General features: G+C 36.8%; 21 protein-coding genes and 2 pseudogenes. 2 read left to right on the top strand and 21 right to left on the bottom strand.

The window, feature by feature from the left end:
* Positions 1-133: 133 nt before the first annotated feature.
* The 11 genes and pseudogenes from folE to AC1DIT_RS05315 all read right to left on the bottom strand — a co-directional run bounded on the left by folE (position 134) and on the right by AC1DIT_RS05315 (position 9,430).
* On the bottom strand, positions 134-703 hold the full coding sequence (gene folE, locus AC1DIT_RS05365) for a GTP cyclohydrolase I FolE (protein WP_003206523.1): 570 nt from the start codon (positions 701-703) through the stop codon (positions 134-136).
* A gap of 122 nt (positions 704-825) precedes the next feature.
* Positions 826-1,098, bottom strand: coding sequence for an HU family DNA-binding protein (locus AC1DIT_RS05360; protein WP_001043860.1), 273 nt, complete (start codon positions 1,096-1,098; stop codon positions 826-828).
* Positions 1,099-1,451: 353 nt separating this feature from the next.
* Positions 1,452-2,930 (bottom strand): stage IV sporulation protein A, encoded by a 1,479-nt coding sequence (gene spoIVA, locus AC1DIT_RS05355; protein WP_016114091.1) that lies wholly within the window; start codon positions 2,928-2,930, stop codon positions 1,452-1,454.
* Between the two features lie 247 nt (positions 2,931-3,177).
* On the bottom strand, positions 3,178-3,888 hold the full coding sequence (locus tag AC1DIT_RS05350; RefSeq protein ID WP_026008435.1) for a hypothetical protein: 711 nt from the start codon (positions 3,886-3,888) through the stop codon (positions 3,178-3,180).
* 109 nt (positions 3,889-3,997) lie between these two features.
* A complete protein-coding gene (locus AC1DIT_RS05345) occupies positions 3,998-4,201 on the bottom strand; it encodes a DUF2768 domain-containing protein (protein WP_016114089.1) in 204 nt (67 codons plus the stop codon).
* Between the two features lie 706 nt (positions 4,202-4,907).
* Complete coding sequence (locus AC1DIT_RS05340) at positions 4,908-5,159, bottom strand: stage VI sporulation protein F (RefSeq protein WP_000369751.1); 252 nt, start codon at positions 5,157-5,159, stop codon at positions 4,908-4,910.
* Positions 5,160-5,275: 116 nt separating this feature from the next.
* The gene (locus AC1DIT_RS05335) at positions 5,276-6,298 is read right to left on the bottom strand and encodes an NAD(P)H-dependent glycerol-3-phosphate dehydrogenase (protein ID WP_016114088.1); all 1,023 of its coding nucleotides are present in this window, start codon (positions 6,296-6,298) and stop codon (positions 5,276-5,278) included.
* Between the two features lie 18 nt (positions 6,299-6,316).
* Positions 6,317-7,627 carry a ribosome biogenesis GTPase Der gene (gene der, locus AC1DIT_RS05330; RefSeq protein WP_003206531.1) on the bottom strand — a complete coding sequence of 437 codons (1,311 nt, stop codon included), beginning with the start codon at positions 7,625-7,627 and terminating at the stop codon, positions 6,317-6,319.
* Positions 7,628-7,751: 124 nt separating this feature from the next.
* Positions 7,752-7,937: a capping complex subunit for YIEGIA gene (locus AC1DIT_RS05325; protein ID WP_016114087.1), complete on the bottom strand. Its 186-nt coding sequence runs from the start codon at positions 7,935-7,937 to the stop codon at positions 7,752-7,754.
* On the bottom strand, positions 7,934-8,827 hold the full coding sequence (locus AC1DIT_RS05320; protein ID WP_016114086.1) for a YIEGIA family protein: 894 nt from the start codon (positions 8,825-8,827) through the stop codon (positions 7,934-7,936). The genes AC1DIT_RS05325 and AC1DIT_RS05320 overlap by 4 nt, the downstream gene beginning before the upstream one ends.
* Positions 8,820-9,430, bottom strand: a pseudogene (locus AC1DIT_RS05315) (YphA family membrane protein). Before AC1DIT_RS05315 ends, AC1DIT_RS05320 begins: the two are co-directional and overlap by 8 nt.
* A 118-nt stretch (positions 9,431-9,548) precedes the next feature.
* On the opposite strand from AC1DIT_RS05315, the gene AC1DIT_RS05310 reads away from it, so the two are divergent.
* On the top strand, positions 9,549-9,683 hold the full coding sequence (locus AC1DIT_RS05310) for a YpzI family protein (RefSeq protein WP_016114084.1): 135 nt from the start codon (positions 9,549-9,551) through the stop codon (positions 9,681-9,683).
* Positions 9,684-9,736: 53 nt separating this feature from the next.
* On the opposite strand, the gene AC1DIT_RS05305 is transcribed toward AC1DIT_RS05310, so the two are convergent.
* The 5 genes from AC1DIT_RS05305 to AC1DIT_RS05285 all read right to left on the bottom strand — a co-directional run bounded on the left by AC1DIT_RS05305 (position 9,737) and on the right by AC1DIT_RS05285 (position 13,636).
* Positions 9,737-9,958: an ATP-binding cassette domain-containing protein gene (locus tag AC1DIT_RS05305; protein WP_016132655.1), complete on the bottom strand. Its 222-nt coding sequence runs from the start codon at positions 9,956-9,958 to the stop codon at positions 9,737-9,739.
* A 128-nt stretch (positions 9,959-10,086) separates the two neighbouring features.
* Positions 10,087-11,136: a type 2 isopentenyl-diphosphate Delta-isomerase gene (gene fni / locus AC1DIT_RS05300; protein ID WP_476998090.1), complete on the bottom strand. Its 1,050-nt coding sequence runs from the start codon at positions 11,134-11,136 to the stop codon at positions 10,087-10,089.
* Between the two features lie 12 nt (positions 11,137-11,148).
* On the bottom strand, positions 11,149-12,297 hold the full coding sequence (gene rpsA / locus AC1DIT_RS05295) for a 30S ribosomal protein S1 (protein ID WP_016114081.1): 1,149 nt from the start codon (positions 12,295-12,297) through the stop codon (positions 11,149-11,151).
* 354 nt (positions 12,298-12,651) lie between these two features.
* On the bottom strand, positions 12,652-13,329 hold the full coding sequence (gene cmk / locus AC1DIT_RS05290; protein WP_016132654.1) for a (d)CMP kinase: 678 nt from the start codon (positions 13,327-13,329) through the stop codon (positions 12,652-12,654).
* A 133-nt stretch (positions 13,330-13,462) separates the two neighbouring features.
* A complete protein-coding gene (locus AC1DIT_RS05285) occupies positions 13,463-13,636 on the bottom strand; it encodes a DUF5359 family protein (protein WP_003196311.1) in 174 nt (57 codons plus the stop codon).
* A 206-nt stretch (positions 13,637-13,842) separates the two neighbouring features.
* Between AC1DIT_RS05285 and AC1DIT_RS05280 the strand changes: the two genes are divergently transcribed.
* Positions 13,843-14,817 (top strand): asparaginase, encoded by a 975-nt coding sequence (locus tag AC1DIT_RS05280; protein ID WP_077294433.1) that lies wholly within the window; start codon positions 13,843-13,845, stop codon positions 14,815-14,817.
* Positions 14,818-14,845: 28 nt separating this feature from the next.
* Here AC1DIT_RS05280 and AC1DIT_RS05275 read toward each other — a convergent pair.
* The 5 genes and pseudogenes from AC1DIT_RS05275 to gudB all read right to left on the bottom strand — a co-directional run.
* Positions 14,846-15,553: pseudogene (locus AC1DIT_RS05275) on the bottom strand (NAD(P)-binding domain-containing protein); the annotation flags it as partial.
* A 114-nt stretch (positions 15,554-15,667) separates the two neighbouring features.
* On the bottom strand, positions 15,668-16,198 hold the full coding sequence (locus AC1DIT_RS05270; protein ID WP_016114076.1) for a peptidoglycan recognition protein family protein: 531 nt from the start codon (positions 16,196-16,198) through the stop codon (positions 15,668-15,670).
* A 78-nt stretch (positions 16,199-16,276) separates the two neighbouring features.
* The gene (locus AC1DIT_RS05265) at positions 16,277-16,513 is read right to left on the bottom strand and encodes a DUF3961 domain-containing protein (RefSeq protein WP_033671033.1); all 237 of its coding nucleotides are present in this window, start codon (positions 16,511-16,513) and stop codon (positions 16,277-16,279) included.
* Positions 16,514-16,640: 127 nt separating this feature from the next.
* On the bottom strand, positions 16,641-18,074 hold the full coding sequence (locus AC1DIT_RS05260) for an IS200/IS605 family accessory protein TnpB-related protein (RefSeq protein WP_016132651.1): 1,434 nt from the start codon (positions 18,072-18,074) through the stop codon (positions 16,641-16,643).
* Between the two features lie 205 nt (positions 18,075-18,279).
* Positions 18,280-19,563 (bottom strand): NAD-specific glutamate dehydrogenase, encoded by a 1,284-nt coding sequence (gene gudB / locus AC1DIT_RS05255; RefSeq protein ID WP_003196304.1) that lies wholly within the window; start codon positions 19,561-19,563, stop codon positions 18,280-18,282.
* Positions 19,564-19,724: the final 161 nt, after the last annotated feature.

Raw genomic sequence — 19,724 nt, 5'->3', positions numbered from 1 at the left:
TTATAAGAATTTAGATTTCACAGGCAGTAATCCCCACCTAGTTTTGTTGGATACAGACAGTATTTCCTACAAACAACCGGAATCAAAAGTAAAATAATATAAATAAAAAAGAAAAGCAGTTTCCCGCTTTCCTTTACTTTGCCTTAATAAAAGACAAAATTTCGCTACGTGCCGCTGCATCATTTTCTAACACACCGCGCACTGCTGTAGTTACCGTTTTTGCACCAGGCTTTTTCACACCGCGCATTGTCATACACATATGCTCCGCTTCAACAACTACCATAACACCATGTGGTTCTAGCACTTCCATAATAGAATTAGCCACTGTTGACGTAATACGTTCTTGAAGTTGTGGACGACGTGCAATTGTATCTACAGTACGAGCTAATTTACTTAAACCTGTTACTTTTCCACCACGTGGAATATATGCAACATGAGCAACTCCGTAAAACGGAACAAGATGGTGCTCACACATCGAATAAAATGGAATATCTTTTACTAATACAAGCTCCTCGTGCTCTTCTCCAAACACTTTATGCAAATGCTCCTTTGGATCTTCATGCATACCTGAAAATACTTCTGCATACATTTTCGCAACACGTTTCGGTGTATCAAGTACTCCCTCACGATTTGGATCGTCTCCAATTGCCTCTAGAATAAGACGCACTGCTTGCTCGATTTGTTCTAAGTTAACTTTTGCCATCCGCTTAACCCTCCCGAAAAACCTAAAAGTGATACGAACACATTCTAGCATATTTATGATTTTAAAAGCAAAAAGAAGAGTTTCCAAAAAGGAAACTCTTCTTCCCTGTTAATATGTAAGGATTATTTAACCGCATCTTTTAACGCTTTACCAGGTTTGAATGCAGGTACTTTACTTGCAGCGATTTCAATTTCCTCACCAGTTTGTGGGTTGCGTCCTTTACGAGCCGCACGCTCACGAACTTCGAAGTTACCGAATCCGATCAATTGTACTTTATCACCTTGTTTTAAAGCTTCTAAGATAGAATCAAAAACAGCGTCAACTGCTTTTGTTGCGTCCTTTTTAGAAAGGGAACTTGCTTCTGCAACAGCATTGATTAAATCTGTCTTGTTCATGCCATTCACCTCCTCCCAAAGATAAGACTGTATAATGATCATAAAATGAGTCTTACTTTCATTTGTAGGCAATTTTTACAAATTCTATACTACAAAGATGTAGATAAATCATTATCAACGCCTATATTATACGATTCTCCTGTATAATTCAATATTTTTAAAGAAATTGTTACCTCGAAAATGTGAAAAAACGATGAAACTTGACAATATGCTACAAAATATTAGATAATGACTATTTCTTTTCTCCCCTCCGCCTATCTTCCTCACTTTTCTCTGAATCTTGAGACTGGAGTCTTACAGACTACAAATAGCGGGATAAAAAAGCAAAAACCCCCTGCTCGAGGGGGGGGTCCTTATAAAATAATGGCAATCAATCCGCCAGATCCTTCGTTAATAATTCTTTCTAGCGTTTCTTTTAATTTGTAACGAGCATTTTCAGGCATTAAAGATAATTTTGCTTGAATTCCTTCTCGAACAATTGAACTAAGCGAGCGTCCAAAGATATCAGAATTCCATATAGAAAGCGGATCATCCTCAAAATCTTGCATTAAGTAGCGGACAAGCTCTTCACTTTGCTTTTCAGTGCCAATAATTGGCTCAAATGTAGATTCAACATCAACTTTAATCATATGAATAGACGGTGCAACTGCCTTTAATTTCACACCGAATCGCGATCCATGACGAATAATTTCTGGCTCATCTAGGCTCATATCAGCTAAGGCCGGCGCAGCTACGCCATATCCTGTTTGTTTGACCATTCTTAAAGCCTCTGAAACTTGATCATACTCCGTTTTTGCATGAGAAAAATCAAGCATAAGCTTTAATAAATGATCTTTCCCTCTAATTTCTACACCTACAACTTCTTTTAATATTTGATCGTACAATTCATCTGGTGCATATAAATCAATCTCTGCAACGCCCTGCCCCATATCAATCCCAGCTAAACTCGCTCGATCAATAAACTCATATTGACTAAATTGCCAAACAACACGATCTACATCACGAAGCCTTTTTATATCTTTAACTGTCTCTTGAACAGCTTCTTGATAACTTTGACGTAACCAATGTCCCTCATTTAATACCATAACCCAGCTTGGTAGATTCACATTCACTTCCAAAACAGGGAATTCAAATAAAGCTTCACGAAGTACATTGTAAACATCTGTTTCTCTTAAACTCTCCACACTCATTGCTAATACAGGAATATCATGCTCCTCTGATAAACTTTGACGTAACTGTTCTGTATCTGGATGATACGGCTGTACTGTATTAATAATCATGATAAACGGTTTACCCACTTCTTTTAACTCATTGATAACACGTTCTTCTGCTTCTATATAATCTCGTCTTGGAATTTCTCCAATCGTTCCATCAGTTGTAATGACAACCCCAATAGTAGAATGTTCTTGAATCACCTTACGCGTTCCAATTTCAGCAGCCTCATGAAACGGGATGGGTTCTTCATACCAAGGTGTATTAATCATGCGTGGGCCATTCTCATCTTCATATCCTTTCGCTCCAGGAACCGTATAACCAACACAATCTACTAATCGAATATTTACTTCAAGACCGTCATCAACATGGATGGAAACCGCTTGGTTTGGAACAAATTTCGGTTCTGTTGTCATAATCGTACGTCCAGCAGCACTTTGAGGTAATTCATCTTGTGCTCGCTGACGATCTGAATCATTTTCGATATTCGGAATAACAACAAGCTCCATAAATTTTTTAATAAACGTTGATTTTCCTGTTCGAACAGCTCCTACAACCCCTAAATAAATATCACCGCCTGTGCGCTCAGCAATATCTTTAAAAATATCGACCTTTTCCAAGTGATTCCCTCCCTCAAAATTTTTGGGAATAATCCAATTTGTATTCACATACAATATCCTTCACTGATGTCTCCTATCATATGAAATAACATAAAAATATTCTAGAAGTGTGGACAATATATCATATGATTTTGTCCTAAATTCATATGACTATTTAAAAAGAACTTTTTGTTTGCATCATAAGTTGTAATACATGAAAAAACCTTTCTTCTAGAACTTATTCGCTAGAAGAAAGGTTCATGACTTATCATTTAAAAAAAATTGGTTCTCCGTTTCTTACTGTATACGGTAAAGAGTATGCGGGCACAAATGGTGTATCTTTTAAAAGCATATTACGAATATCTTCCCCCTCTTTCAACTTTTCTCCGTTTTTTTGTAACATTTCATATAAATCCATTCGATAATCAACAAAAATCTCCCCTTTTTCATTAATTACAAGCGGCAATCCCTTTCCAGAATATGGGCTTGTCACTTGAGGTACATCTTTATATCCCATCTTTTTGAAATCTAGCTCATAAACACCATCTGCAATAACCTTTTTAAAAGGAGGATATTGATGTTCATCACGATACATTTGCAATTTCAACTTAACATCCCGAATTTGTTCTGCCATTCTTACATCGATTAATTTTACCGTTGGATTTGTTTCTACATCTACTAATACATATTGATATACACCACCACTTTCATATGCATTTCCAGGTGCTTCTTGTATATAACGTGGTGCAATTTTTTGAAAATCAATTGGATATTTTTGATAAATTGGTGTGCTCATATCACGCGTTTTAATTGGCAATAAACCATTATTTTGTTCCTTATATGTATTGACTGCCTTTTGTACAGCTTGCAGCTGATCTTCATAAGGGACAGCATTCTGTTTCATATTTTCTCTAGGATACATACATCCTGACAAAAGGCTTATACAACAAAATATTAAAATAATATAGTTTTTTTTCACAGACAATCCATCCTTTATTTTCTCGCTCACATCTATTAAATCTTGTTTATTCATTTCCACCTACCTCCCCACAATCTATTTGAAAACAAAGAGTGGCGATTATTCATTCTTATTGTTCGACTGGCCCACTAAATACAACGAGAAAAATAACAATCCCAGATACAACCATAAGTGTATAAGCAACCAGCGCTGTAATACCTTTCAAAATTTTATTCTTTATTTTATGCCTACTTAATAAAATAAAAGCTACTGCAATAAACATGAATCCCATTGCTCCTAAAGAAAACCACATTTTTATAAGTCCTTCAGACATATACACACCCCTTAATTATCAATCTATTTTTATACTATTTTAACAAATTAAAAATTTTAAACAAATAGAAAAATAATATAAGACCATTCTTTTTAGCTGGTAGAGAGCATCCGGCCATACATAGAAGCGGTGAAGGCACTGAAAAAGTGTTTGCTTTGAAAAAATAACACGAATTTTATCAATATGTTGAAAAGAAAAAGGAGTCCATTACCTGTATATAGTAGGTGATGAACTCCTTTTTCTTATAAAATAGACTTTTTCAGTGGCCTAAGAAGCGGTTAGATCCTTTTTCTGCCCCATGCCAAGTGAAAACAGAGGGAGAAAGCGGGTGGAGACTTCCTTTTATTTTCACAGCTGAGACTTATATGTTGGAGAATATTTATGTATACGTACAAATTGAAAAAAACGGCAGAAAGCGTTTCTTTTCGGGCGGGAGAGAGCATCCGACCATGCATAGAAGCGGTCAGACCCTCTTCCTGTCCATGCCAAGTGAAAACAAATAGATAAAATGAGTGTAGGTCACCTTTCGTTCTTCATAATGGTGAATTATATATTGAAAAATCAAAATGTAAATAAAAAAACAAAAATAAAACCGAAGCGAATGTATCATCTTCGCTTCGGTTGACCAAATACGCCCACAAACAGCCCCAATCCCATTTCTTCATAGCTATCGTATGCAATCCTCGAACCCTTTGTTTCGCATGCTTTATTTTTTAAACATTTTACTTAACGAGCTAAAGTCTGTTGGCATATTATTATTAATAATCGCTTTTACAATTTGATCTTCTTGCTCTTTTGGTACCTCTCGCCCTGCCATTACTGCGACCTGATGGATTAATTGACGTAGTACTTTCTCATCGCGTAAATTTGCATTTTGTACAGATGATGCTAATTTAAAAATATCGTCTTTATTTACTTTCGCTTCTTTTTCAATATTATTGAAAATGTTATTATCCATTTTCTTCACCCTCTCTTCAAGTTACAATCCATCGTATGCAAAAAGAAATAAATGGTGAAAAAACCCAGAAAAACAAAAAGCTGTATACGTGCTTTTTTCACGCATACAGCTTTTATTTACAATAAATCAGGTATCGCTTCAACTTCATGTTTACGAACACGCCCCATCAATGACCCTACTGCATCTTTCACATTATTTCCATTGAATAGTACATCATATAACGCTGCCGTAATTGGCATTTCAACTTTCATTTTCTCAGCCATCTCATATGCAGCTTTCGTTGTTCGTACACCTTCAACTACCATACCCATACTATCTAATACTTCTTCTAATGAATATCCTTTTCCAAGCATATTTCCCGCACGCCAATTTCGGCTATGGACACTTGTACAAGTTACAATCAAGTCACCCATTCCCGTTAAACCAGCAAATGTTAATGGATTACCACCCATCTTTCTTCCTAAACGAGCGATTTCCGTTAAACCACGTGTCATAAGAGCTGCTTTTGCATTATCACCTAATCCAAGGCCATCCGTTATACCCGCGGCTAGTGCAATAATATTTTTTAATGCCCCACCGAGCTCTACTCCGACAATATCAGGATTCGTATATACTCGGAAATAACTATTCATAAACAAGTCTTGTACTTCTTCAGCTGATTCCATACGTTTAGCAGCTGAAGTAACAGTTGTCGCTTGACGAAGCCCTACCTCTTCCGCATGGCTTGGTCCTGATAGGACAACAACATCACGAATAAGATGCGCTGGAATTTCTTCTTCAATCATTTCTGAAATACGTTTTGAAGTTCCCGGTTCAATCCCTTTACTTGCATGAATCCAAGTAATTGGCTGTGAAACAATTTCTTTCATATTTTGCAATACTTCCCGGTACGCTTTCGTTGGCACGACTAAAAGTACTGTATCTACATCTACTAATGCCTCTTCTAAAGAAGAGTAGGCTACGATTGTGCTTGGCAATGTAATTCCTGGGAGATACCGGCTGTTCTCATGTTTCATATTGATTTCATCCATGAGCTCAGAACGATTTCCCCAAATACGTACATCATGACCATTGTCAGCTAATACCATCGCTAACGCTGTGCCCCAGCTACCTGCTCCTACTACTGTGATTTTTTTCATAAAATCACATCCTCTCCATTAGTCTCTTGCTCTAGAAATAATTCGGATTGGCGTTCCTACGAAGCCAAACGACTCACGCAAACGATTCTTTAAGAAGCGCTCATATGAAAAGTGCATTAATTCTGGATCATTTACAAATACAACAAATGTTGGTGGTTTCACCGCGACTTGCGTTGCGTAGAAGATTTTCAAACGTTGTCCATTATGCGTTGGTGTTGGATTCATTGCAACAGCATCCATAATCACGTCGTTTAATACGTTTGTTTGTACACGAATACTATGACTTTCATTAACTTCATTAATAACTGGTAATAATGTCTGTGTACGTTTTTTCGTTTTCGCAGATAAGAATACAATCGGTGCATAATCCAAGAATTGGAAGTGCGCACGAATATTTTCTTCAAATGCCTTCATTGTCTTTTCATCTTTTTTTACTGCGTCCCACTTATTCACAACGATAATAACTGCTCGTCCTGAGTCATGTGCATAACCAGCAATTTTTTTATCTTGTTCAATAATTCCTTCTTCACCRTCTAAAACGACTAAAACAACGTCAGAWCGTTCAATCGCTCTCAATGCACGAAGTACACTATACTTTTCWGTACTYTCGTATACTTTCCCTTTTTTACGCATCCCCGCCGTATCAATAATAACGTAATCTTGACCATCTTTACTATATGGTGTATCAACAGCATCACGGGTCGTTCCTGCTACGTTACTTACAATTACACGCTCTTGACCAAGCAATGCATTTACAAGTGATGATTTCCCTACATTTGGACGCCCAATTAATGAGAAACGAATTGTTTCGTCATCATATGCCTCTTCTTCAATCTTAGGGAAATGCTTTGCTGCTTCATCTAATAAATCACCTAAACCTAATCCGTGTGTACCTGAAATTGGGAATGGCTCACCAAATCCTAATGCATAGAAATCATAAATATCATTACGCATCTCTGGATTATCAACCTTATTCACCGCTAGTACAACCGGCTTTTTAGAACGATATAAAATCTTTGCTACTTCTTCATCTGCAGCTGTTACACCATCACGGCCATTTGTCATAAAAATGATAACATCCGCTTCATCAATCGCAACTTCCGCTTGTTGACGAATTTGTGTCAAAAACGGCTCGTCTCCAATATCAATTCCACCTGTATCAATAATGTTAAATTCATGATTTAACCATTCTCCCGCACTATAAATACGATCTCGCGTTACGCCTGGGATATCTTCTACAATTGAAACTCTCTCTCCAACAATTCTATTGAAAATAGTAGATTTCCCTACGTTCGGGCGTCCTACTATTGCCACTACTGGTTTCGGCATATAATTTCATCCTTTCAACTTGCTTCTGTTTATTATGTAAAAAACCCTTCTTTGTGCAAGAAGGGATTTGCATTCCAGAATATTTCTCATCGTATCAAAACATCTCATATTATAACACACGTTACTAATGTTTCACAATAATATATACATTCTCTTGTAAGCGGTGTGCAATACCGTCTAAAATCGCTTCTAAATTATTTGCTACAAATTCCATTTCTTCTTTTGAGTCACAAGTAAATAAAGGTGCTCCCCCAGCAAACTTTTCTGGCGTCGTTGTAATTACAGCAAGAATATAGCTTTCTAACATCATTGTATATCTCCCCTTCCTTTTGGGGCCTCTGATGACATATGAACCGCACTTTCTAATGTTGGTACATTCCCTATTACTGCAATCGCTTTTTTTACATCTTGATCTTGCGGGAGTACAAATACCCCTACTCTTCCATCTTCTAAATCGCGCTTAGCTAAGGGGACTAACGCCGGGGTTCCAGAATCTCTAAATATGCCTAATGCAACCGATACATCATGCAAGATTGCTTGTCGTTGTCCAAGATTGGAGATTGTTACTCTTGCGTCAATAGACTTAGGCTTTAAAATAAAGCCCATTCCATACTTCATAATTTCTTCTTGCCTTGCGGGCAATCCAATATTCATAATATAAATATTATCAATATATAGTCCTGCTCCCTCAAAGTGGAGAGGAACATGCTCAATGTCTACAAGATCATGTAACCTTTTACCAGACATCAATATTTTGGCAATAAAGAATCCCGCTGTGCCAGCAACTACACCAGCTATCCACGAATGAAACCCTATATATGTAAATGTTGTCACAAATGCTGTTAACATCGCTAAATAGTTGCGACTTTCAAATACAAGAGCTATCCCCTCAATATATGTGTTTCCACGCGGTACAAGCTCATACCCATCTAATTGCTGCAGTGTATTCCTTTCCATATTTCGAACATCTCGAAATTGAGACGCAGCTAATGTTAAGAAAGTAATCGCTGAAAAATCCTTCTTCAAAATGGATGGAATAGCAATTGCTCCTAAAGCTGCTGCAATTAATCCCATAGCAATGTGAATGATTTTTCCATGTAAACGTGTCGGATACTGCCTCGTATCTGTACGAAGCATCAAAATTCGCGTTACTGTTCCAGCAATGACGCCACATAAAATGGCTGGTGTATATTCAGTCATGTATTACCCTYGCCTTTCTTTTACATGTTTTTTTCTAAATTGTCCTCTATACGCCGATAATTTTGCGATATAAGACATCATCATAACCAGTAGTGTAGAAACAGCAATGATATCAAAGAATGTCAAACCACCAAATTCGTATGGGAAATGAAGCCTGCGAAAAATAAATGTTACCAATATTTCTCCTTGTAGTGCTCCGGCATATAAAGAACATAGACGCAATAGACGATCTCGATGTAATAAAATTGATGCATATACAAGAGTACCGCTTAACATAAAAATTCTATCAATAACAATCCAAATCGGATCATACACCTCTAATAAATGAAAGCTTGTATATAGCATAGCAATGATAAGTGCCGACAATAAGGCATACATTTTTTTCCACACAGAATATAGAGCAATCCCCAAAAAGGAAATAATACCGAGTATAAGAGCGTTTATTGATACAGTGAAAGAAGCAATAGATACCGTTATCTGTGAACAAATAATAAATATTAATATAGCAGCACTAACTTTCCAACGAATTTCATCTTTTTTCAAAAAAAACGTTGTAACAACCCAGCCCACCCACGCTAAAAAATAAAAATAACTTCCATCCATATTTTCTCCTCCTATCATTTCCATTATGGGAACTTTTTATAAAAACTAATCCTTTTCTTCTTTTTGCATAGTTTTTCTTATAACAGCAACACTTTCTATTAAGGAGGTGTAGATAACGATGGGAAAAGACCGCCAAGAAAAGAAACTAAAACAGTCGCGCCGTGTCGAGTCTGACCGCGACCAATCGCTGCAATATCCTGGAGCAACGAGTCTTGATACACCAGAACAAGCTCGCAAGCAAAATCAGCATTAAACAAAATGAAAAAACAGCCGACATCGGCTGTTTTTTCATTTCCCCACAATTCATTATGTTATTAATCCATTTTCCAACGCTTTCTTTATTGCTTCTACACGATTAGAAACTTGGAGCTTAGTATATATATTAATAATGAGAGTACTTTTCCCAGCTCCATTCGGACCAAGAAAACATAGAATTTCACCTTCCCATACAGAAAATGAAATATTAGATAGTGCTTTAAAAGTTTCATAGCACTTCGTTACTTTATCCACTTCAATAATCTTATTCATTTCATTCCATCTTCCCCTTTCCTCTTCATTGTACAAGGCGGGTACAAAAAAAAATCAACCGAACGGTTGATTTTTTTTTCTTATCTTATTCTGATTTATAAATAACCTGCAAAAAAACTTAAAAAACATTACCTATTGCTATAGCGCATCGTATCAATCCCACGTTGCGATAACCAATGATACGTGTCACCCTTCACAATAAGCGGCACTCGCTGAAGCTCAGAGAGTGTTCTCGCTCCAAGAGCCGTCATTATAAATTGTAAATCTGTATGTAAAAGTTCTATTTCATCCATTAATTTCTGGGTACCATCATTCATCAATATACGTAAAAAATATCCGGCAAAAGCAGTCGCCTGTGCCCCCAGGGCAATCGCTTTTGCTATATCCAGTGCAGTTTGTATACCACCAGATGCAATAAGAGAGAGGTTTTTATTTGTAGAGGATGCTTCTATGATTGAAGCTGCCGTCTGAATGCCCCAATCGTTAAAATAAGAAAGCATTCGCTTCCTTCGCTCATTTTCAACTGCAGCAAAATTTGTGCCACCATAACCACCAACATCTACAGCCGTAACACCAACATTAGTTAGCTGCTGTACCGTTTCTTTACTCATACCAAAACCTACTTCTTTTACTATAACTGGAACCGGAGAACTTGTAACAATTTGTTCAATCCGCTCTAATACGCCTGTAAAATCCCGATCACCTTCTGGCATCGTTAGTTCTTGAATGACATTCAAATGAATTTGCAAAGCATTCGCTTCAACCATATCAACCGCTCGTTTTGCCTGTTCAACGCTCGCTTCACTACCCAAATTTGCAAAAACGATTCCATTTGGATTTACCTTTCGAACAATTCGATAAGAAGATGCTTCTGTTTCATCTTTTAACGCAGCCATTTGAGAACCAACAGCCATCGCAAGGTTGTGATGCTTAGCCACGTGTGCTAACTGTTCATTAATATGTAATGTGTGATCTCCACCACCACCAGTCATCGCATTGATAAAAATCGGCGAACTTAATGAAAGTTCGCCGATTTCCGTTTCAAATGTAATGCTTTCATAACTTGRATTTGGCAAGCTTTGATGGACAAAAGCAATGTCATGAAAGCCATGTATACGAGACTGTCCGGTGGAAAGAGCGTATTCAATATGTTCTAATTTTCGTTTTGCCCTTACCACTTGTACCCCTCTTTATTTCTTTAATTTTTTCAGTTGTTCACCAATAATATCACTAAATTGGAAAGTTGCAGACTCGGAAGTCGGCTCATATTGGCTATAATCTTCTGTTTCATTATTTTCTTCAACAGCTTCTTTTATACTTAAAGAAATGCGTTTTTCTGCTGCATGTACTTCAAGTACTTTCACTTTCACTTCTTGTCCCATTTCTAATACTTCATTTGGATTTTTTACGTGACGATTTGCAATTTGTGATACATGCACAAGTCCTTCTACACCTGGTAAAATTTCAACGAAAGCACCAAATGTAACAATTCGTTTCACTATACCTTCTCGAATATCACCCGCTTTAACTTCAGCAGAAACGTTTTCCCAAGGTCCTGGCTGAGCCGCTTTAATCGATAAAGAAATACGCTGCGTATCTGCATCAACCGATAATACTTTGACTTTTACACTTTGTCCTTGTGTTAACACATCAGAAGGCTGTTCAACGCGGTCATGAGAAATTTGTGAAATGTGTACTAAACCATCTACATCACCAACATTCACAAAAGCACCAAAGTCAGTTAATCGCTGAACTGTACCTTCCACAACGTCTCCTTCTTTTAAAGAAGAAATCGCTTCTTTTTTCTTTGATTCTAATTCTTGTTCTACAACTGCTTTATGTGAAAGAATAACACGATTTTTTTCACGATCTAATTCAACAATTTTCACCGCTAATGTTTTTCCTTTATAATCAGTAAAATCTTCTACATAGTGCATTTCTACAAGTGAAGCTGGAATAAATCCACGGACACCAAGATCCACAACTAAACCACCATTCACAATATCTTTTACAGTAACATCAAAAACCTCACCTGAAGTGAATTTTTCTTGCAACTCTACCCATGCTTTTTCTGCATCAACAGCACGTTTCGATAATACAAGATCATCATCTTCTAATTTAATAACTTTTAATTCAAGATTTTGATCTAATTTTACAACATCGCTCGCTTTTTCAATATGAACGTTAGCTAATTCACTAATCGGAATAACGCCATCTGTTTTGTATCCAACATTTACAAGAACTTGTTTTTCTTCAACCTTTGTTACAGAACCTGTAACAACGTCACCCACTTGTAATGCTTTTGAATCCACAACTTCTTCATTCATTTTTTCTACCATGGAAATACCTCCCTACAGAATTGACAAAGCTTTTTTATGTATATACGAAATGAAAACAAATGTTTTCATTTGCATGTTATAAGAAATTTTTAGCATATACTCGCTTCCAATACATACAACAACCTATTTTTTGCTATACACTTCATAGAAGATATAGAAGCCTATATAAATAGTATACAGCAAAATCTCCTTGAATAAAGTATGTTTTAAAATATAATAGCGAATATATTCTGACAGTTCCTCTTCTTTTACTAACTTCTTACAAATTGACTTATTTGTCAAGGAAAGTGTTTCACTATTCTCTGTTATACCAATATTTTTAAAATAAAAAAAGAAAGAGGATTCCCTCTTTCTTTATTTTGCAAACGCTCCAGAAACAATATCCATAATTCTTTGGACAACTTCTTCAATTGATAAAGAAGTTGTATCTAACTCCAATGCATCATCCGCTTTTTTTAACGGAGAAACTTCGCGCTCTGAATCTAATTTATCACGCTTGGCAATTTCTTTTTTCAATTGCTCCAAACTAGAAGCGAAGCCTTTCTTCGTATTTTCAAGGTGTCTACGCTCCGCTCTCTCTTGAACAGAAGCAAGCATAAAAATCTTCACTTCCGCATTAGGTAGCACATGCGTACCAATATCACGACCATCCATTACCACCCCGCCCTTTTCTGCTAGAGCTTGTTGGCGGCGCACCATCTCTTCGCGAACAAGACGATGCTTGGCAACAATTGATACGCGATTTGTTACATTCGGTGTACGAATCGCTTCAGATACATCCTTGCCGTTTAAGAAAACTAGTTGTGTATTTTCACCTTGCTGAAAATCAATATTCACATTTTTTAAAACTTCCATTAAACTTTCTTCATTTTCAATATCTACATTTTGTTCCAGCGCAGCGTATGTAAGCGTACGATACATTGCACCTGTGTCAATATAGACATAAGAAAGTTCTTTCGCAACAACCTTTGCAACTGTGCTTTTTCCAGCAGCTGCTGGACCATCTATCGCAATTGAAATTCGTTTATCCACTGTAACACCTCATTTTTTTCACTTATAAAACAAAATGAAAAGCAGGTACAAATCCCCTGCTTCTCTATACTTGTTTCATACCGATTAAATCCTCAATTATTGTAGCACAATCCTCACTAGAAGAAAATGAAAACTACTTATTGACTTGTAAAATATCAGTTATATTTTCACTTGTAACTCCTTCATAATAAACGATTTTTGATAAATATTTCACTGTGGATTCTTGCATGAAAAGCAATTGAATAATGCAGAGACAAATAAATTGAATCAATAATATACGAATTAAAGCTCCCTCAATTTTTTTCAAAGAAATATCCTCTTTTCATTTTTCTCACTCATTCTAACAACTCACAATAAAAAAATTAAGAATCCATTCCCTTTAATTATTTCCAATATAAAGTAGTCAACTTTATTTTCATTTCTAATACAAACTTTTATACATTTCCATTGTCGAATCTAGTAAAAACATGGTATGTTCTAAATGTATTTTTTGACTAGAAAGGGGTATAAGCATTGAAAAAAATCCTAGTTTTACACACAGGTGGAACAATCGCAATGGAGGAAGATAAAGAAACTGGGGTTGTACAACCAGGGGAACAAAATCCTCTTTTAAAATTCATTCCAAATTTAACGGATGATATTGATTTAATTGTTGAAGATGTCTTTCATCTTCCATCTCCTCATATGACTCCTAGCGAGATGTTACAATTACAAATCATCATTGACGAAAGAGTAAAACATGAAGATATCCATGGTGTTGTCATTACACATGGTACAGATACATTAGAGGAAACCGCATACTTTTTAGATTTAACTGTACAAGCGAACATTCCAATCGTTGTAACAGGTGCAATGCGCTCTAGCAATGAATTGGGTGCTGACGGCTTATATAACTTTTTATCAGCTGTAAAGGTTGCAAGTAGCAGCGAAGCGCTTGGAAAAGGTGTTCTTGTCGTGTTAAACGACGAAATTCACTGTGCAACAAATGTAACAAAAACACATACAAGTAATGTTGCAACATTCCAAAGCCCTCAATACGGACCAATCGGTATGGTGACAAAACGCGGCGTTGTCTTCCATCACGCTCTCGTCCATCATGAAACATACATGGTTGGGCAAATTTCTAAAAATGTTGTTGTGTTAAAGGCATACGCTGGTATGGATGATACATTATTAGCAGCAATTGAAAACCTACCGGTCGATGGGATTGTAATCGAAGCACTTGGTCAAGGTAATTTACCACCACGAACGCTTTCTAGTTTACAGCGCTTAATAATTAAAGGAATTCCAATTGTTCTCGTTTCCCGCTGCTTTAATGGAATTGTCCAAGACGTATATTCCTATGAGGGTGGAGGAAAACAATTAAAAGATATGGGAATTGTTTTCACATACGGTTTAAATGCCCAAAAAGCTCGTATTAAACTACTTGTTGCTTTAGAATGTACTCATTCTAAAGATAAAATCCAGCAAATGTTTATGCACAATTAAAAAATAAGCTGTCGAAAAATTCGACAGCTTATTTTTGTTCTCTTGATACAACTGTTTGTGTAATTGCTCCACCATGAAATCTTCCATTCTCAATAAAAATTTCATTCGCATTATTTCCAGCTGCAATAACACCCGCAATAAAGATATTCTCCACATTCGTTTCCATTGTTTCTTCTGTATACATTGGGCGCCCTGTTTCTTTATCAATTTCTACTCCTATTTTTGTTAAGAAACTATGATCTGGATGGTACCCCGTCATCGCAAACACAAAATCATTTTGAATCGTAAATGACTCTCCGTTACTTGTATACGTAAGTGTATGTTCGGTAATTTCTTTTACGTGAGCATGAAACTGAATTTGAATCGTGCCATTACGCACTAACGCTTCAAATTCAGGTAAAATCCACGGCTTAATACTCTGCGAATATTCTCCCCCGCGATATAACACCGTTACACGTGCTCCAGTTTTTACAAGTTCGAGCGCAGCATCTACACTTGAATTTTTCCCTCCTATTACAACTACATCTCGGTCAAAATAAGGATGTCCTTCTTTAAAATAATGAGATACTTTCTCCAATTTTTCTCCAGGAACGTTCATATAGTTTGGATTATCATAATATCCCGTTGCCACTACGATATATTTCGCAGCGTATGTTTCCGTATTCCCATCACGCTTCGTCGTACTTACTCTAAAGAAGTCCCCATCTTTTTGCACTTGTTCTACGCGTTCAAATGCATACTTGGTTCACTCCTAGTCTTCTGCCTCAATCTCTATTTATTACAAAACAAGAAAAAACCTACTTTCAGCAGTAAGCACCTATCTTTATTGTATTCATTTTTCATATATTTGTCATCTAAACGATACATACATTCGATAGACGTCCGCTAAAAATTGTCTAAATCGGATTCCTTGTTGTCCCAATACATTTTCTGGATCAATCTTTCTCTTCGGATCGAGTTTTTTATGAGATACAATATCTGTTTTAGGATTCAAATTGAATGTATGACATAAATAGGCATGGTACCATGTAAATCGCGTGTAAGAATCCCAAAAATTAATACTACCTCCGTAACACATTTCAACACCAATTGCCGCTTTGTTCGCATCATAACCAAACAAATCATTGTCTGTTGGTACATTATATCTTACATGATACGCTACCTCATCAATTGGGATAATTTCTAAAATGGTTGTATCATCTACAAAAGTATGCGCCGATGCTTTTGGTTGTATTTCGTTAAAGTAATCACGATTTCCTATCGCATTGCTGCCAGGATTCCCTGTATCATGACTTACAATAAACCTCACCTTCGAAAGGCGGATTCCTGGTCGTGAGCTTCCGTACCCAATATAATTTCGCTCTATAGGGAACATCACCATATTTATCAACTCCGCTCTAGAAAATTACCTTTCTTCCTTATATATGTATTCAACCTCGATATCTATATAGCACATTTCTTACGCAAAGAGAAAATCGAAAATATTTGAAGTAAATACCATAAATAGTAAAATACTTACAGCAGTTCCATAAAACCCATAAAACCAAACACGATCTTCTTTTGTATCTAAACCGAAAAATTTATTTACGGATTGTAACAAAGATGAACGTTTCACATGTTTTTTCCGTAAAACCTCTACCCGTTCCATAACATCTGTTGGCATCATAAATCTTTGGTCTGCTGTCATTTTCATTATTAATCTCTCCTTATCTTGTTTCCGTTTTGTTTATCTAAAGAGAGTATAGCACAAACGTTCTAATAGAACAAATGTTCTTTTTTGTTTTTTTGTAATCGAGCATCCATTTTTAACAATATTACACCTATTAACAGTAATTATTTAACTGAACCACTTTAATAGAGATACCAAATTTCCGCATATACTTCATTTTCCCTGAGATCGAAGTGTAGGCGGGATTCACTTGAAAAACAGCCACACCCCTTTTATCCGCACGACCCAGAATTGCGCTTGTCATTTTCTCATACGCAAACATACTCTTCATTCGATTTGCTCGTTTATTTCCATAACGATACCCTGTTTTCGATTGGGTTGTATCTAACTTCTCGATGACAATCGGCTTATTATACCGCTCCGCTAAGTCCACTAAGCGAATCGCCTCCACTTCGATGATCTTTGTGATTTGTCCGGTGGATTTACCTAGAATCGAAAAATGGAGGGAACCGCTTCCTTTATAATTCCCATCCTTTGTTACATTCGCCCACGCAAAATGCTCGAGATTACAATCTACACCAATCGCGCCGTCTGATCTACTGTAATTCGTATGAGGGTTTTCGGGCACATCGACTAAACATTTCACAATACAATACGGACCATAGTCTTCCACAGACCATGCAATCGGTTTGCCATGCTTTTTCTTATGCTTACACTGTAATTGGGTTGTGATTACTTTCTCAATGACTTCTTGTCCATACGGGAACGTAACAGCTGGAAACATAAGTGTTTTTCCGGAACTTGTCGTCATCCATAATCCCTTTGTCTCAGGCACATACTGAAACACAAAATTCCCATGTTTGGCATCTTTACGGCCAGATAGTATCAGTTGTTTATTTCGAGCACGGGAAAATAATGCTTTCCATTTGTCGTGGTTACGTACAAACTCATCGATGGTAAATTGAGAGCGAAACAGTTTTTTGCTTCCAAATACTGAGCTTGGAACATTCATTTTATATGTTGTAAGTTTCTGCGTTAAACGGTATTGTCTGTGGGTTAAAAGGCCGATTTTCGCCTGAATCCTTTTGATTTGAACATCTAAGTATTGGTGCTCAAACAGATATTCATTCAGCCAAATCAATGTGTCTTTTTTACGGGATAAGGAAATGAGGTTGTTGTGCTTCGCGAAGCGAGTGTTTTTTGGAAACGTCAGCTTTCCTTTCACACAACTTTGTTTGATTTTACGAAGGTTTGTCCGTTCTTGTTTCAACTTTTTCTTGAGTTTCTTTAGCTTCTCTTGCGTTTGTTTCTCATATCGTTTTTGTAACGCCATTAAACCTGTAAACAACGCCCTTGCTTCTTGCACTGCACTGTTTGCATAGTAATCATTCAATTGATAGTTCCGCTTGAGAACAAGATGAAGACTATCCGCATGCATCTTGCGGTTCCAACGTTTTTCCCGAACGATCGTTCGAAATGCAAATCGTTTCGCCCGATTAAATGTTTCGATTGTCTGTGTGACTGCATCTACCATCTCATGGGGTAAACCTGTCTTATAGATCCGTTTCGAAAAATACGCTTTCTTCACCTGTTTTCACCTCATTTTATTTGATAAGATCATTATACAACAAAACAAACATACGTTCTACAAAAAAGACGTTTTCTTTAAAAAGAAAAAACCGAGAAGACCCCCACCTTCACTTCGTTTAGAGGAGGGGGTCTTCTCGGTTAAAATGATAAAAAAACGTGGTTTCCTTGAAGGAAACCACGTTCTCTCTAAACTCTTTATTCTATTATACCCAGCCTCTAAAGCGGCTAGCTTCTGCCATTTTACGTACACCAACCATATAGGCTGCTAAACGCATGTTCACTTTACGAACTTGTGATGTTTCGTAAATAGAATCGAATGATCTTACCATTACTTTTTCTAAACGTTGTTCTACTTCTTCTTCTGACCAGTAGTAACCTTGGTTATTTTGTACCCATTCGAAGTAAGATACAGTAACACCACCAGCACTTGCTAATACATCAGGAACAAGTAAAATACCGCGTTCTGTTAAAATTTTAGTTGCTTCTAATGTAGTTGGACCATTTGCTGCTTCTACAACAATTTTCGCTTTAATATCCGCAGCATTCTCTTCTGTAATTTGGTTCTCGATTGCAGCTGGAACTAAAATATCACAATCAAGTTCTAATAGCTCTTTGTTTGAAATTGTATTGTTAAACAATTTCGTTACTGTTCCGAAGCTGTCACGACGATCTAGTAAGTAGTCGATATCCAATCCATTTGGATCATGTAGTGCACCGTAAGCATCAGAAATCGCAATTACTTTTGCACCGGCATCATGCATAAATTTAGCTAAGAAGCTACCAGCGTTCCCAAACCCTTGGACAACAACGCGAGCGCCTTTAATATCGATACCGCGTTTTTTCGCAGCTTCGCGAATACAGATTGTTACACCTTTTGCAGTTGCTGTTTCACGCCCGTGAGATCCACCTAATACAAGCGGTTTACCTGTAATAAATCCAGGTGAATTAAATTCATCGATGCGGCTATATTCATCCATCATCCATGCCATAATTTGTGAGTTTGTAAATACATCTGGAGCAGGAATATCTTTTGTTGGACCAACAATCTGGCTAATTGCTCGTACATATCCACGGCTTAATCTTTCTAATTCACGGAAAGACATTTCACGTGGATCACAAATGATACCACCTTTACCTCCACCATATGGTAAATCAACAATACCACATTTTAAACTCATCCAAATAGAAAGTGCTTTCACTTCGTTTTCTGTTACGTTTGGATGGAAGCGAATTCCACCTTTCGTTGGACCAACAGCATCATTGTGCTGTGCGCGATATCCTGTAAATATTTTAACAGTCCCGTCATCCATACGAACTGGAATTTTCACTGTCATCATACGAATTGGTTCTTTCAGTAATTCATATACCTCGTTTGGATAACCCAACTTTTCTAGGGCTTCGTTAATAACAATTTGAGTTGAATTCAACAATTCAAAATGTTGCTCCCTTTGTTGTGTTTGTGTTTGAGCTCCCTTTTCGGCTACCATAGTAAGTAAACCCCCTGTAATTTCACTTGTTTAGTAAACCTTCATTGCCTAGTATACACCGTTAAATTTGGAATGCAATAGAAAACGCTAACAAATGTATACAAACTATTCTTTATTGCAAGCGTTTTCACTATTATTATAGTCCTTTTATTGCTTTTAGA

The sequence above is a fragment of the Bacillus sp. 05T22 genome (assembly GCF_056396765.1).
This window is presented reverse-complemented; position numbering and strand designations above follow the sequence as displayed.

Excerpts from the sequence above, each read along its gene's own strand:
- folE (WP_003206523.1), bottom strand. The coding sequence starts at position 703 with ATGGCAAAAGTTAACTTAGAACAAATCGAGCAAGCAGTGCGTCTTATT.
- AC1DIT_RS05310 (WP_016114084.1), top strand. The coding sequence starts at position 9,549 with ATGGGAAAAGACCGCCAAGAAAAGAAACTAAAACAGTCGCGCCGTGTC.
- rpsA (WP_016114081.1), bottom strand. The coding sequence starts at position 12,297 with ATGGTAGAAAAAATGAATGAAGAAGTTGTGGATTCAAAAGCATTACAA.
- AC1DIT_RS05270 (WP_016114076.1), bottom strand. The coding sequence starts at position 16,198 with ATGGTGATGTTCCCTATAGAGCGAAATTATATTGGGTACGGAAGCTCA.
- gudB (WP_003196304.1), bottom strand. The coding sequence starts at position 19,563 with ATGGTAGCCGAAAAGGGAGCTCAAACACAAACACAACAAAGGGAGCAA.
- AC1DIT_RS05325 (WP_016114087.1), bottom strand. The coding sequence starts at position 7,937 with ATGATGTTAGAAAGCTATATTCTTGCTGTAATTACAACGACGCCAGAA.
- AC1DIT_RS05335 (WP_016114088.1), bottom strand. The coding sequence starts at position 6,298 with ATGAAAAAAATCACAGTAGTAGGAGCAGGTAGCTGGGGCACAGCGTTA.
- AC1DIT_RS05305 (WP_016132655.1), bottom strand. The coding sequence starts at position 9,958 with ATGAATAAGATTATTGAAGTGGATAAAGTAACGAAGTGCTATGAAACT.
- AC1DIT_RS05320 (WP_016114086.1), bottom strand. The coding sequence starts at position 8,827 with ATGACTGAATATACACCAGCCATTTTATGTGGCGTCATTGCTGGAACA.
- AC1DIT_RS05345 (WP_016114089.1), bottom strand. The coding sequence starts at position 4,201 with ATGTCTGAAGGACTTATAAAAATGTGGTTTTCTTTAGGAGCAATGGGA.
- AC1DIT_RS05340 (WP_000369751.1), bottom strand. The coding sequence starts at position 5,159 with ATGGATAATAACATTTTCAATAATATTGAAAAAGAAGCGAAAGTAAAT.
- AC1DIT_RS05360 (WP_001043860.1), bottom strand. The coding sequence starts at position 1,098 with ATGAACAAGACAGATTTAATCAATGCTGTTGCAGAAGCAAGTTCCCTT.